The organism is Psychromicrobium silvestre (assembly GCF_013408295.1).
GTDB classification, from domain to species: domain Bacteria; phylum Actinomycetota; class Actinomycetes; order Actinomycetales; family Micrococcaceae; genus Renibacterium; species Renibacterium silvestre.
In genome coordinates this window covers 795603-808832 of sequence record NZ_JACBYQ010000001.1, presented here as the reverse complement: position 1 = coordinate 808832, position 13230 = coordinate 795603, and the positions used below count along the sequence as shown (strand labels likewise).

Below are 13230 nucleotides of genomic sequence, written 5' to 3'. Positions count from 1 at the left end.
CAGCTCGGAATAATGGCAGAATAAGCGGGTGACTCAGAAGCAAAGTGCGCAGATGTTCTCCGCAAGACACAAAGTTCACCGTGCCACCTCGGTCGCTATCGTGGCGCTTACGACCGGACTGCTCTTGAGCGCATGCACTCAGCCAACCCCAAGCTCCACCAGCGACCCAGTTCCGGCAGCTTCCGAACTGGCCAGCAAATCTCCTGGGCCGGTGGGCACTATGGTGACAAAAGTTAATAAGGCTTTGACTAGCTTGGCCGCGAAGAGCCCGAAACCCAGCCAAGATCAGATCCGCAGCACCCTGCAAGGGCTAGGAGTTGCTGCAACGGACGTTGAGGTCTCGATTTCGAAAACCCCCACCGGACTTGATGTGGACGCGATCCAGGGCTCGGTCAAAGTTGAGAAATCCTGCGTCATCGGCCAGATCCGGGAAGGGAAAGTCTCGATCACCCTGCAGCCGGTGCTTTCGACTGGAAAGTGCTTTGTCGGAGATCAAGACTGAGGAAATAGCAGCCCTCCATCGCCGGGCGCTTCGCTGAGATCCCACTCCGAAACGGCTGCGTTGTGAGTTAGCGCCATGCACCCACTAGCCTTGAAGCATGGCGGAATTCATTTACACCATGACCAAGGCCCGCAAAGCAGTGGGCGATAAGGTCATCCTCGACGATGTCAGCATGTCCTTCTTCCCCGGCGCCAAGATCGGTGTGGTGGGTCCCAATGGCGCCGGCAAGTCGACCATCTTGAAAATTATGGCCGGGTTGGACACCCCCTCCAATGGCGAAGCCCGGTTGAGCCCGGGCTACAGCGTTGGCATCCTCTTGCAGGAGCCGCCGCTGAACGAAGAGAAGACTGTCTTGGGCAACGTCCAAGAGGGAGTCGGCGAGATCTACGGCAAGATCCAACGCTTCAACGAGATTTCCGAGGAGATGGCCAACCCCGACGCGGACTATGACTCTCTTCTCGAAGAGATGGGCAAGCTGCAGGAAGCCATTGACGCCGCCGATGCTTGGGACCTGGATTCCCAGCTGGAACAGGCCATGGATGCCTTGCGCTGCCCTCCGGGTGATGCAGATGTCACGGTGCTCTCCGGCGGCGAGCGGCGCCGCGTAGCACTGTGCAAATTGCTTCTGCAAAAGCCCGACCTGCTGCTCCTGGACGAACCCACTAACCACCTTGATGCAGAGAGCGTGCTGTGGCTAGAGCAGCACCTCTCCAGCTATGCCGGCGCCGTACTCGCCGTGACTCACGATCGTTACTTCCTGGATCACGTTGCCGAATGGATCGCGGAGGTTGATAGGGGGCACCTGTACCCGTATGAGGGCAACTACTCCACTTACCTGGAGAAGAAGCGCGCCCGCTTGGAGGTTCAGGGTAAAAAGGACGCAAAACTTGCCCGAAGGCTGTCTGAAGAACTCGACTGGGTCCGCTCCAACGCTAAGGGCCGGCAAACTAAATCCAAGGCTCGTTTGGCTCGCTATGAAGAGATGGCTGCCGAGGCCGATCGCACCCGGAAACTCGACTTCGAAGAGATTCAAATCCCGCCGGGACCGCGACTGGGTTCGCTCGTTCTTGAGGCCAACAAGCTGCAAAAGGGCTTCGGCGATCGCGAGCTCATCAACGGATTGTCCTTCTCGCTTCCTCGCAATGGCATTGTCGGCGTCATCGGCCCGAACGGTGTTGGAAAAACAACGCTTTTCAAGACCATCGTGGGAATGGAACCGCTCGACGGCGGTGACCTCAAGATCGGTGATTCGGTCCGGGTTTCCTATGTGGATCAGAGCCGTGGCGGCATCGATCCGGAGAAGAACCTTTGGGAGGTTGTTTCCGATGGACTGGATTTCATCAAGGTGGGCAATGTTGAAATGCCTTCCCGTGCCTATGTCTCGGCCTTTGGATTCAAGGGACCGGATCAGCAGAAGAAGGCTGGGGTGCTTTCCGGTGGGGAGCGCAATCGGCTCAACCTGGCGCTGACCCTGAAGCAGGGTGGCAACTTGCTACTTCTTGACGAACCCACCAACGACCTGGACGTGGAAACCCTCTCCAGCCTGGAGAACGCCCTGCTTGAATTCCCCGGCTGCGCCGTGGTGGTTTCTCACGATCGTTGGTTCCTGGACCGGGTAGCCACCCATATCCTGGCTTACGAAGGCACCGAAGAGAACCCGGCTAACTGGTACTGGTTTGAAGGCAACTTCGAATCCTACGAGGAAAACAAGGTTGAGCGCTTAGGTGCAGATGCGGCTCGTCCGCACCGGGTTACCTACCGCAAGCTCACCCGCGACTAAGTTCCTTTAACTGGCCCCGAGTCTTAGCGCTCAGGGTCTTAGCGTTCGGGATAGCCCACCGACACCGCGATAGCCTACTGTCGCGTCGGTGGGCTATCCCGAAGTCGTTAAGCTATCCCGAGATCGCGTGCCAGCTAGGCCTGGGGAACCCGGATCATGCCCTCTTGAGCCACCGAGGCGACCAGTACGCCGTCGCGATTAAAGAACTTGCCAATGTTCAGCCCGCGAGCACCGGAGGCGCTGGGCGACTGCGCAATGTAGAGCAACCATTCATCGACCCGAACGGGGCGATGCCACCACATCGCATGATCCAGGCTGGCCACGGACATGCCCGGGGTGATCCAGCTCAGCCCGTGCGGACGCAACGAAGGTTCCAGTAGCGTGTAATCACTTGCAAAGGCCAGGGCGGCACGATGGAGGTTAGGGTCGTCGGGCATTTCACCAATGGCCTTCAGCCAGACCGCTTGATAGGGTCGCCGATCATTTTCGTCCGCGCCGAGATAGAGGTTACTGCCCACATGTCGGACGTCGAAGGGGCGTTGTGCGGTGGCCCGGGCTAAGGGATGGTCCAGGTGTCCCAGCAATTCGGCGGCGCTCGGCAACGATTCCGGTGCAGGCAGGCCGGTGGGCATCACATCTTGGTGATCAATTCCGGCATCGGGCTCCTGGAAGGAAGCGATCATGGACAAGATCGGCTCGCCGTTTTGGTAGGCATGGATCCGACGAGCGGAAAAAGAACGCCCGTCACGCAGTCGTTGTACGCCAAAAGTGATGGGCTGATCAGCGTCTCCGGCTCGCAGGAAATAGCCGTGCAGGGAGTGCACCGCGCGACTTTCGACTACCGTGCGTGAACCCGCAATGAGGGACTGAGCTAATACCTGACCGCCGAAGACCCGGTGTGAATGACGTGGTTGCGAAATCCCCACGAAGACATCTTCATCTGTCCGGGCACCATCAGCATCGCTGAGATTCAATAACTCCAGAAGGTCGTGCAGGGGCTGCAGCGCATCATCAGTCATACCCAGACTCTATTGTGCCTCGATAGGGACACTCAACCAGAGTGTTCTGCAACACACTTTTTGGGCCTATCGCCCGCCTTTGCGAAGATGAGGCATGAGCAGTCTTCGCCTTGCCGACCCTCAAACGGTCGCGGATCTCCGAACCTTCGTTAGCCGCGCCCGGGCTGCCGATGACGGAGCCATTAGATTTCAAGCCTCCGAAACCGTTCTAGCGGCTTGGGTTTGCTCGATGCGTCCGCGACTGCTTGGCGAAGGAACCCCCACCATTTTGGGCCTACGCACCATGCCCCTGGCTGAGCCAGAGCTGCTCGACCAGACCGTTCCCTTGGCTGCTGTGGCGGATCGATTGGCGCGAATGGGGGAGAGCGAGACCGAGCTGGCCATTCCGCCGATGACGGTCAACGAGTCCTGGGCAGCTCTGAGCGCCCCTCGTGCAGACTGGGTACTGCTCGGTGAGGTTGAGGGCGCCGCATTGATTGATGTTGCTAAGGAAGGTGTCCGGGAGATAGCCCAAATTATTCCGGTGAATCCAGGCGCTCTGATCGTCAACAATGCGCGCGCCGCGGTCTGGGGCCGAGCCATGGAGCAGCATGCCGGATTACCTGCTGGAGCGGCTTTTGCCGGCTATGCCCTCGGTTTCTGGCAGCCAGCGGAACGGATTAGTATTCACCGCTCGGGGCGTTGGAGTCGGTTGAGTAGCAGCCTGGGGCATGTTTTGATTCGCCCACCAGCCAAGCTTTGAGCAACCAGTCCAAGATACGCAATCCGAAGGAATTTAAGCCAGGGTTTCGGCCTCTTCGGGCTCCGCTACCGAGCCGTCAGTAGGAACAACAGCTCTCTTGCGATACCTCCAGACGCCCACAGCCACCACGACGGCAGCTAGGGCAACGGAGAGTAGTAGCGATTCCCGGGTTGAGTCCAGGATCATCATTCCGATCAGAAGGGCCACGATACTGATGATCGCAAGCCAAGTGAGATAGGGAAAAAACCACATCTTCAGGCTCAGGTTTTGAGCTGCAGCACCCAGGCGACGGCGCAGGATTAGTTGGGAAATTGAGATGACGAGCCAGACGAACAGCGCAATGGCACCCGAGGTATTCACTAGGAACAAGAACACGGTGTCCGGAGCCAGATAGTTCAAGCCAACGGTGATGAAACCAACCACTGTTGAGGCTAGGACGGCGGCGGCTGGGACACCCCGCTTGGAAATCCTGGTCCAGGATTTCGGCGCGTCGCCGCGCTGAGAAAGGGAGAAAAGCATTCGACTGGCGGTGTAGAGCCCGGAGTTCAGGCAGGACAGCACCGAGGTGAGGACAACGATGTCCATGATGGTGCCGGCTCCCGGAATGCCGTATAACTCAATGACGGCCACATAAGGACTTTTCGCCACGCTCGCGCTGTTCCAAGGAAGCAGGGTGACCACAACGGCAATGGAGCCAACGTAGAAAATCAAAATGCGCCAGACCGTCGACTTAACGGCTTTCTTGACGGCGTCTACCGGGTTTGCCGACTCGCCAGCAGCAATGGTGGCGATTTCCGCGCCAAAAAACGAAAAGACGACGACCAGAATACCGGCCAAGACGGCTCCAGGACCGTTGGGCAGAAAACCACCTTGGTCTAGAAGGTTGCTCAGACCAGGTGCCGGAACGCCCGGAATGAGTCCGAGGATTGCGGCTATCCCGGCGAGCAGGAACAAAACGATCGCTGCGACCTTGATTGAAGCAAACCAGAACTCAAACTCCCCATAGGACTTCACCGAGCCGAGATTTGTCAGCGTCAACAAAACCATCAGAGCCAAGGCCCATAGCCACTGATCGACGCCGGGAATCCAGCGGTGCATAATTGCGGCACCGGCGGTGGCCTCAATGCCAAGGACGATAATCCAGAACCAGGCGTACAACCAGCCGATGCTGAAACCCGCCCAGCGGCCAAGTGCCTTATCCGCGTAGGTGGAGAACGATCCGGTCTCCGGGTTGGCTGCTGCCATTTCGCCGAGCATGCGCATTACCAGGATTACCACCAGGCCTGCTGCCAGATAGGCCAAGAGAATGCCGGGACCGGCTTGCTGGATTGCTACCCCCGAACCCACAAACAAGCCAGCACCGATAACTCCGGCGATGGCGATCATGGATAGATGTCGCGGTTTGAGTGATTTGGAGAGCTGCTGCTCGGTTTGCATCGGTTCCTCCTGGGAGCTGGATGCACGCCTGCTGCGAGCATCCGATCGAGATGGGTCCGGCCCAGATTCGTCCTTCATCGTATAGGCGTGAGGCTATCCGGTTCGGAATCTGTGGGGCAATATCATTAAGAAGTAAAATTTTCTTTACATTAAGGTACATAAGAGCGTAGCCTTCAAATGTCAATATTATTTGACATTGCAGAATTGCTCGGGGAGCCATCGTGCCGTATCAAGAGAAGAATGCCTGGACTCTCGGAATCCTTGCCTTAGTTAGCTATCTCAGCTATTTGGTCATCGTACTTTCGATGTCCACCAATACACCGCTCACGGAGATTTCTTATGCGCCAGCGATGTTCTGGACGATTGGGGGTTCTATTTTGCTCTCCATCCTGGTCCAGATCCTGGTTGGAATCTTCTCTCCGCAGGACAGCGGAACGAAGGACCAACGAGATCGTGAAATCGGCAGGTTCGGCGACTACATAGGGCAAGCTTTCCTGGTGATCGGGGGAGTAGGTGCATTGCTGCTGGCGATTTTCGAACTCGGCTATTTCTGGATTGCCAACCTGCTTTACTTGGCCTTCGTGCTTTCCGCGATCCTGAGTTCGACTGCAAAGATTTTTGCCTATCGCAGGGGCTTTCAAACATGGTGAAACCGACGCGGATTACCAATTCAATCCGCAAGTTACGGGGTGAACTGACCCAGGCAGAATTAGCCGCACGGATCGGCGTCACCAGGCAGACCGTGATCGCGATTGAGCAGGGACGATATTCCCCTTCCTTGGAGGTGGCTTTTCAAATAGCTCGAGTTTTCGACAGACCGCTTGACGAGGTTTTTCAGTATCCCGATGACCAGTATCCCAATGAGGAGCGAAAGCATGAGCAAGGTAACTGATGAATCGGGCATAATGCAGGCGATCATCCAAGAACGCTATGGTTCAGCGGAGGTGCTGGAATTCCGCGCGGTCAAAAAACCGACACCGCAACCCGATGAGGTGCTCATCAAGGTGCACGCCGCGGGGGTGGATCGGGGAACCTGGCACCTTATGGAGGGGAAACCCTATCTGCTTCGGATCTTTGGCTATGGCCTGCGACGGCCCAAGGTCACGATCCCTGGGCATGATGTGGCCGGCATTGTTGAGGCGGTGGGGACGGAAGTCACCAAATTCAACGTCGGAGACGTCGTGTTCGGTACCTGCCGCGGATCGTTCGCCGAATATGCGGTTAGCAAAGCGCCATTGCTCGCTCTGATGCCAGCAAAACTGACCTTCGACCAAGCCGCAGCGCTTCCTACCTCAGGGGTGACCGCGCTCAAAGCACTCCGTGATGCCGGGAAATTGGTCTCCGGTCAGAGCGTATTGATTATTGGTGCCTCCGGCGGCGTCGGTAGCCTTGCTGTGCAGATCGCCACCGCTGCCGGTGCGCAGGTAACCGGAGTGTGCAGCACTCGGGGTCTTGAATTGGTTCGCTCGCTGGGCGCCGAGTCGGTGATCGACTACACGCAACAGAATATTGGCGAAGCCGCTGGCTACGACCTGATTTTGGACATTGCGGGTGGTCGCTCGCTCTCCGAACTCAGACGTGCGTTGAAGTCGAGCGGAACACTTGTGATTGTCGGGACGGAAAGTGGTGGCAACCTGACCGGCGGTATTGGCCGCTCCCTGCGGGCAGCCCTGCTCTCGCCCTGGCTGAGCCAACGGCTGACCGGACTTATAGCCTTCAATACCGAACCGGCCCTGCAGGCGATCAGCGAACTGGTGGAAAATGGCGCGATAGTGCCAAGCGTGGAGCGCAGCTATCCCTTAGCGGAAGCTTCCGAGGCTGTTCGTCACCTTGCCGAGGGAAGAACACTGGGAAAGGTTGTGGTCTCAGTCGTCCGCGGAGTTAACCATGGAATGAGCCGCACGGTCGAGGTAATCCCAGAGCGTGGCATCCTGTAGCGGGGGCAGCTCCAGGGTGTTCAAAGCTTCCCGCATCAGCTCCAGCCACCGATCGCGAGCGCGGGGAGTGACGGTAAAGGGAGCATGCCGCATTCGTAACCGGGGGTGCCCGCGTTCCTCCAGATAAGTTCGTGGTCCACCCCAATACTGCTCTAGGAACAGCAGCAGGCGGCGTTCGGCCGGGCCAAGATCCTGCTCGGGGTACATTGGCCGGATCAAATCATCCTTCGCCACTCGCAGATAAAACTCGTGAACCAAAGCGGCAAAGGTCTCGTGTCCGCCAACAGCTTCGTAGAAATTATCCGGTGGCGCTTGGAATCCGCCCACGGGCACCAGCTTGGCTAGCGGCTCGCCGAACCGAGAGGGGATAGGAGTGCCGGTTTCTTCACTCATCATTAGTCTCCTGCCCGTTGGCTTTGCGGATGATCGGGTTTCTCTTCCGCCACCGGATCTTGATCAGGGTCTCGATAGTCACCCTGCGAACGATTGCCGACGCGCAGGATCTCGCCGTTGCGTAAGTACCAGATGGCGCCGTCCTCGGCCCGGACCCTGGTAATCCGTAAGCCTACCGACTCCACGGTGCCCACCACCTCGGAGGTTTCGATCACGTCACCGATCCCGTATTGATCTTCGATGGTGATGAAAATTCCAGCTAGGAAGTCCCGGATCAGCTGCTGACAGCCAAAGCCTACCGCGACGCCGACAATGCCCAGGCTAGCCAGCAGCGGCCCGACATTGACGTGGAAAGCGATCAGAATATAGACGATCACGATGATGACTACTACGACGCTTAGCAGCGAGGAGAGAATGGAGCCCACTGTTTCGGCGCGTTGCACCCTTCGCTCCGAGTCCAAGGGCCGGAGTACTGGTTGAGCCCATCGCAGCCCGGGCTTGTGGAAAATAGTGTTTCCCTCGCGAACCCGGCGAACTAATCGGGTGATCACAAAGCGTCCGACTAACCAGACCAGCAATCCGAAGAGCACACTGATGGCGGAGCTTATCCAGGTTACGAGTACGGGGTCGTCTGTCCAGAGCACTTCGCTGAGCGCTCCTCTCTTAGCAGAATGAATGTTCCTTGGCTTCTATTCTCGCAGCTAGGCTTGCTGCATGCGCATTCTGATCCTGGGCGGAACGATGTTTCTCTCCCGCACTCTTGCCAAGCTGGCGGTGAAACGCGGCCATCGGGTCACCGCTCTCGCCAGGGGTACCCACCCGACCCCCGCAGGAGTTGCGCTGTACACCGCGAACCGGGACGACGGCGAGGCCGCCTATCAGGAACTACTTCAGGATCCGACGGCGCACTGGGATGCTGCAATAGATGTCTCCCGGGTGCCAACCCAGGTCAGCGCCGCGATTGCGGCTCTACAAGATCGGGTGTCCCATTGGACCTTCGTTTCGACCGTATCGGTCTATGCCGATCATGCCGTGCCGGGTGGTGACGAAAGCAAGGAGTTGCTGCCCGAATGGGTCGAAGGTCAGGACCTTCTCGAACACTACGGCGAGGCAAAGGTAGCGTGTGAGACCATCCTGCGTTCCGCCCTGGCAGGCGAAGTGCTCATCGCCAGACCAGGCCTGATCTGCGGTCCTGGCGATCCCAGTGATCGTTACGGTTACTGGCCGGCGCGCTTCGCCAGAGACAATGAGCCCGTCCTGGTACCGGACCTGCCGGGGGCTCTTACTCAGGTGATTGACTCCCGCGACCTGGCGAGCTGGTTACTTGACAGCCTTGAGTCTGGACTGACCGGAATCTTCGATGCGGTAGGGCCAAAGGTGCCATTCCAGACTCTGCTGGGTGCCGCCGTCGAACTTACAGGACACCGAGGCGAGATAGCGCTCGCAGCCCCTGATTGGCTGCTGGATCAAGGCGTGAACTATTGGGCTGGGCCCGATTCCTTGCCGCTGTGGCTTCCGACAGATGCCCAGGGCATGATGCAGCGCGACGGTGCAGCTGCGCGGCAGGCCGGGCTTAGGCTACGTCCCTTCGATGAAACACTTGAGGCAGTTCTTGCCGATGAACGTTCCCGCGGCCTCGACCGCGAGCGCCGCGCCGGTTTAAGCGCAGGCCGGGAAACCGCACTGATTGAGGCTCTAAAGCGCTGAGGTGTGGTTAGCCAATGCTCGGTTCGTGCTCCACCGGGAAATTGACGCTCCGGGCAATGAAGCACTTCTGCGAAGCTTCATGGTGCAGGCTCAGAGCCAGCTCGGCCTGAGCCGGATCAGCCAGTTCGATCCGCGGCCGTAGCAGAACGGAACTGAACTGACCGCTGCCGTCGGAATTGAGGATCATGGTTCCCTGAGCCTCGTCGGTATAGCCGGTAACCACCACGCCGTGGTTCACTGCCACGTGCAAGTAGGAGAGCATATGGCACTCACTCAGCGCGCTCAGCAGCAGCAGTTCCGGGTTCCAGCGGTCCTTATCGCCGTGAAAGGTTGCGTCTGCCGAACCGAAAAGATCCGGCACGCCCAGCGAGCGGATCAGATGATCGCGCCCATAGTCCCGATAACCGGAGGTGCCGCTTCCACGGTTTCCGGTCCATTCAGTGCGCAGGGCGTAGTGATGTTCCATCAGGCTCATGCTCAAATCCTACCGACCCCGACTCTGATCCTGACCCTGATCCGGCGATGGACAGGCCTACCAGTGTTCCGCTCCGAGAAAGCTAGTCGGTTTGGGACGATAACCCAGTTGCTGCTTGGCGGCACTCAGTTGATAGCTGTGTTCGAAAGCGAGTTGGGCCACCGCATAGCGACTCAGCGAGCCTTCCCGAGGGCCCAGGATGGCGCCCATTGCTTCGGCCGCACCTCCAAGTCCTTGAGCGAGGCGGTAGGGCACGCTTCTGACCGTGATGCGTCGCCGACGTCGGGCTAGTAAGTCAATCATTGCTTCAGCCAGTTGGACCGGCTCCGCATCGGTGATATTGAAACTTCCGGATACCGAGCCGAAGAGCGCGCAGCGCACAGCGGCAATTAGATTGTCGATATGTGTCAGTGAGTGCCGTGCCCTTCCGCCATTGGGTAGTAACAAAACATTCCCCCGCAGGGCGGCTTCTATTCGGGGCAGGAGGGTGCGGTCGCCCGGACCATAAACCGCATGTGGGCGCAGAATAACGGTTTCCGGGAACGGCCCCAAGACTAGTTCCGCACTCGCCTTGGACCGGGCATAGGCTCCCGCCAAGTTACGCCCTGGTCCTTCCGACTCCGGGGTGAAGTGATGCGAGCGGAAGGAGTCGTAAACGCTGGAGGAAGAGATATGGATCATTTGGGCATCCGGGAAGCTGCGGCGCACCGCTAAGGTGCCGTCCCGATTGGCGCGGAGTGCCGCTGCCAGAGCCATCTGGTCGGAGACTAAGGCTGCGCAATGTACGACGGCGTCAGGGCTCACCTTAGGCGGCTCGGAAAATAGGTCCCAATACACATAGCTTGAACCAGGGGGTGCTATCCAGCCCGGGGTGCTCCGGCCGGTGCCGATCACCCGGTGTCCCTCTGCACTCAACGCGGTGGCAATCGCGGAGCCGACAAACCCACTGGCGCCGGTGACCAGGATCTTCATCGGCTGACCCGCAGTTGCCGATACGCCGGAATGAGCACTTTCCTGGCGGTTTGCCGGGAACGGATCCGCAGCGTTGATTCGGGTCCCAGTTCCTCCGCAACATCCAGCAGGGTTTCCAGCACCAAGCGGATCTGTGCCATCGCCAGCGGTGCCCCCAGACAGAAGTGCGCACCAGCGCCAAACCAGAGCTGCTTGAGTTTGGCGGAGGGATTCGCCACTGGATTGAAGCGCCCGGCGGCGTGATTGATCCGAAAACCCAGCAAGATTAGCCGCTCTCCGGCGTCGAAATGATGCTTACCGAGCTGAGCCGCCGTCCGGACCCGGCGCAGCATCACCAAGACCGGAGTGGTCACTCGGAGACCTTCAGCGATGGCAGGCTCCAGCAGGGATCGATCCCGGGCCAGGCGGGGCAGCCAGCCAGAGTCGATCAGCAAGGCGATCAGCCGGGGAAGATAGGCGGTGAGCGTCTCGGTTCCGGTCAGCGCAAAGGCTCCCACCGCACCGAGTGCCTCTTCCTCGCTAAGTCCGAGTTCACGCATTCTGCCGGGCACAGTATCGGGATCACCGTTTCGATAGGCCAAGGTGGCGTGCTCACTCAAATCGCCCATAATGCGCCGGGCGGCGATAACTTCTCCTTCGGCCAGGCTCAGTTTGCGCAGGCTGACGGTGCCGCTGATCTCATGAATGCTCTGATAGAGCCGATCGTTGTGGATCTGCTCGGCGGGAAGGCCCACCAACTGTGAGATCACCACGGAAGAGAACAAATGCGCCTGTTGCACTAGGTCTACGGGTTCCCCGGAGGCGAGTTTTTCACCCAACTCAGCGAGCGGGGAACTCAGCGATTTACGGCTCAACACATCAACAAAACCCGGGGTAAAAAGCGGCGATAACTTGCGTCGCAAGAGCTGATGGTCTTGCCCAGACATGTTTAGCAGAACCTTCTCACCCAGAACAGGAGTCCAGAGATCGGAGGAGGTGCCGGGACCGTTCTTGGCGAATACCTCCGGTCGCATCAGAGCTTCGCGGACCAACTCGGGGTCCCGCACCAGCACTCCGAGCCCGGGCACCCGCAAAAGCGGGCCGGGAACGGCCCGTAGCGCAGGATAAACCAAGGGATGCGCGGAGCGCTGCACTCGCGACTCCCAGCGAGCTGCGAGTCGGGCTGAGTTTGAGGCAGAGCGTTCGACGGCGGGTCCCCGGGCTGAGGGGGTCATAGCCGAGCCACCATCAACCCCAGTGAGATGCCACCAGCCAAGCCGATCATCCCGACCAGGCTGCCCGGCTGTAGCTGCCCTGACTTCCAGCCAAGTTGAAGCTGCAGTGGCAAGGTCACAGAGGCTAGATTGCCGTGCTCGGCCACGGTATCCACACAACGCGCGGTGGAGATCCCCAGGGTTTCCATGATCGGTGCGAGCATCGGGGCAGCCACCTGATGGATGGCCAGCAAATCAAGCTGCGCCAGCTCCACCCCGAGGGTCCGTAGGCCCTTTGCCACCGGCTCAGGCCCCAGATCCAGAAAAGCCTGGCGCAGTGCTGCGCCGTCCATATCGAAATAGCTGCCGTGCGCGGCATGCGGATCCATTGACCCTCCGGTTCCCAGAGTGCCAACCTGCCAGTGTTTTGATTCGGCCACAAAGTGACCTCCTAGCAGGTGTGGGGTCATCGGTGGGCTGGCCTGCCCATCCTGTTGCGCCGGCAGCTCGGTGCGTTCCAAAATAACTGCCGCGCCGCCGTCGCTCATGGTGTAGCCGGGGAAGGAACGCAGGAACTGTTCCTTGCTCTCCAGATCCCAGCGCACCGCATGACTGGGCTGTTCACCGCTGACGATGAGTACTCGGCCGTATTGACCCGTGCGGATTAGCGCATCGGCAACCTGGAGCGCATTGAGCACCGAATTGCAGGCATTTTTGACATCCATTACCGGGCAGCTGAGCCCGAGCTTAGCGGCGACAATATGGCTGGTAGCGGGTTCAATTAGATCCTGGCTGGCGGAGGCAAAAATTAATAACTCAATCGCCTCATCCCGGCCAGATAGGGCGTCCCGGGCGGCGGCCACCGCCAGGTCCGAGGTCTGCCATCCATCGGGGCGCAGATGAACTCGGCGGACCCCGGTCAGTCGATGAATCAGACCGAGTGGCAGGTTTAGCCCGGGATTGCGCTCCAGCAGCCGCTGTTCCGTTTCCTCGGTGCTGCGAGTAGTTTCGGGCAGGTAGCTGCCAACTGCGGCGATCTTCGAGGCGATCCGGTGGGTGCAACTCATCATTTC

General features: G+C 59.1%; 15 protein-coding genes. 7 read left to right on the top strand and 8 right to left on the bottom strand.

The features are described 5' to 3' along the window. Positions 1–28: 28 nt before the first annotated feature. Both FHU41_RS15040 and ettA read left to right on the top strand, forming a co-directional pair. A complete protein-coding gene (locus tag FHU41_RS15040) occupies positions 29–502 on the top strand; it encodes a DUF6993 domain-containing protein (RefSeq protein ID WP_246279422.1) in 474 nt (157 codons plus the stop codon). A 97-nt stretch (positions 503–599) separates the two neighbouring features. Then, entirely contained in the window at positions 600–2282 is a 1683-nt protein-coding gene (gene ettA, locus FHU41_RS03815; protein WP_179388293.1) for an energy-dependent translational throttle protein EttA, read from the top strand. A gap of 134 nt (positions 2283–2416) precedes the next feature. Here the strand turns inward: ettA and FHU41_RS03810 are convergent, their stop codons facing one another. Next, on the bottom strand, positions 2417–3301 hold the full coding sequence (locus FHU41_RS03810; protein WP_179388292.1) for an acyl-CoA thioesterase: 885 nt from the start codon (positions 3299–3301) through the stop codon (positions 2417–2419). Positions 3302–3395: 94 nt separating this feature from the next. Between FHU41_RS03810 and FHU41_RS03805 the strand changes: the two genes are divergently transcribed. Then, positions 3396–4043 (top strand): DUF8185 domain-containing protein, encoded by a 648-nt coding sequence (locus FHU41_RS03805; RefSeq protein WP_179388291.1) that lies wholly within the window; start codon positions 3396–3398, stop codon positions 4041–4043. 33 nt (positions 4044–4076) lie between these two features. Here FHU41_RS03805 and FHU41_RS03800 read toward each other — a convergent pair whose 3' ends face one another. Further along, the gene (locus FHU41_RS03800) at positions 4077–5480 is read right to left on the bottom strand and encodes an amino acid permease (RefSeq protein WP_179388290.1); all 1404 of its coding nucleotides are present in this window, start codon (positions 5478–5480) and stop codon (positions 4077–4079) included. Positions 5481–5701: 221 nt separating this feature from the next. Between FHU41_RS03800 and FHU41_RS03795 the strand changes: the two genes are divergently transcribed. The 3 genes from FHU41_RS03795 to FHU41_RS03785 are packed head-to-tail and all read left to right on the top strand — an operon-like array spanning position 5702 to position 7417. Continuing rightward, entirely contained in the window at positions 5702–6130 is a 429-nt protein-coding gene (locus FHU41_RS03795; protein ID WP_179388289.1) for a hypothetical protein, read from the top strand. Continuing rightward, entirely contained in the window at positions 6124–6372 is a 249-nt protein-coding gene (locus tag FHU41_RS03790) for a helix-turn-helix transcriptional regulator (RefSeq protein ID WP_179388288.1), read from the top strand. Before FHU41_RS03795 ends, FHU41_RS03790 begins: the two co-directional genes overlap by 7 nt. Further along, complete coding sequence (locus tag FHU41_RS03785; protein WP_246279421.1) at positions 6356–7417, top strand: NAD(P)-dependent alcohol dehydrogenase; 1062 nt, start codon at positions 6356–6358, stop codon at positions 7415–7417. Before FHU41_RS03790 ends, FHU41_RS03785 begins: the two co-directional genes overlap by 17 nt. Here FHU41_RS03785 and FHU41_RS03780 read toward each other — a convergent pair. Both FHU41_RS03780 and FHU41_RS03775 read right to left on the bottom strand, forming a co-directional pair. After that, a complete protein-coding gene (locus FHU41_RS03780) occupies positions 7346–7813 on the bottom strand; it encodes a globin (RefSeq protein ID WP_425503242.1) in 468 nt (155 codons plus the stop codon). The two genes, FHU41_RS03785 and FHU41_RS03780, sit on opposite strands and share 72 nt — an antisense overlap. Further along, the gene (locus FHU41_RS03775; RefSeq protein WP_179388286.1) at positions 7813–8454 is read right to left on the bottom strand and encodes a mechanosensitive ion channel domain-containing protein; all 642 of its coding nucleotides are present in this window, start codon (positions 8452–8454) and stop codon (positions 7813–7815) included. Before FHU41_RS03775 ends, FHU41_RS03780 begins: the two co-directional genes overlap by 1 nt. A gap of 70 nt (positions 8455–8524) precedes the next feature. On the opposite strand from FHU41_RS03775, the gene FHU41_RS03770 reads away from it, so the two are divergent. Further along, positions 8525–9517, top strand: a complete 993-nt coding sequence (locus FHU41_RS03770) for an NAD-dependent epimerase/dehydratase family protein (protein ID WP_179388285.1) — start codon at positions 8525–8527, stop codon at positions 9515–9517. A 7-nt stretch (positions 9518–9524) separates the two neighbouring features. Here FHU41_RS03770 and FHU41_RS03765 read toward each other — a convergent pair whose 3' ends face one another. Genes FHU41_RS03765 through FHU41_RS03750 form a run of 4 tightly spaced genes read right to left on the bottom strand, consistent with a single transcriptional unit; the run spans position 9525 to position 13227 of the window. Beyond that, positions 9525–9992 (bottom strand): OsmC family protein, encoded by a 468-nt coding sequence (locus tag FHU41_RS03765; RefSeq protein WP_179388284.1) that lies wholly within the window; start codon positions 9990–9992, stop codon positions 9525–9527. A gap of 57 nt (positions 9993–10049) precedes the next feature. After that, positions 10050–10964 carry an NAD-dependent epimerase/dehydratase family protein gene (locus FHU41_RS03760; protein WP_179388283.1) on the bottom strand — a complete coding sequence of 305 codons (915 nt, stop codon included), beginning with the start codon at positions 10962–10964 and terminating at the stop codon, positions 10050–10052. Then, entirely contained in the window at positions 10961–12178 is a 1218-nt protein-coding gene (locus FHU41_RS03755) for a cytochrome P450 (protein WP_179388282.1), read from the bottom strand. The genes FHU41_RS03760 and FHU41_RS03755 overlap by 4 nt, the downstream gene beginning before the upstream one ends. Beyond that, positions 12175–13227 carry a 3-oxoacyl-ACP synthase III family protein gene (locus FHU41_RS03750; RefSeq protein ID WP_246279420.1) on the bottom strand — a complete coding sequence of 351 codons (1053 nt, stop codon included), beginning with the start codon at positions 13225–13227 and terminating at the stop codon, positions 12175–12177. Before FHU41_RS03750 ends, FHU41_RS03755 begins: the two co-directional genes overlap by 4 nt. Between the last annotated feature and the right edge of the window lie 3 nt (positions 13228–13230).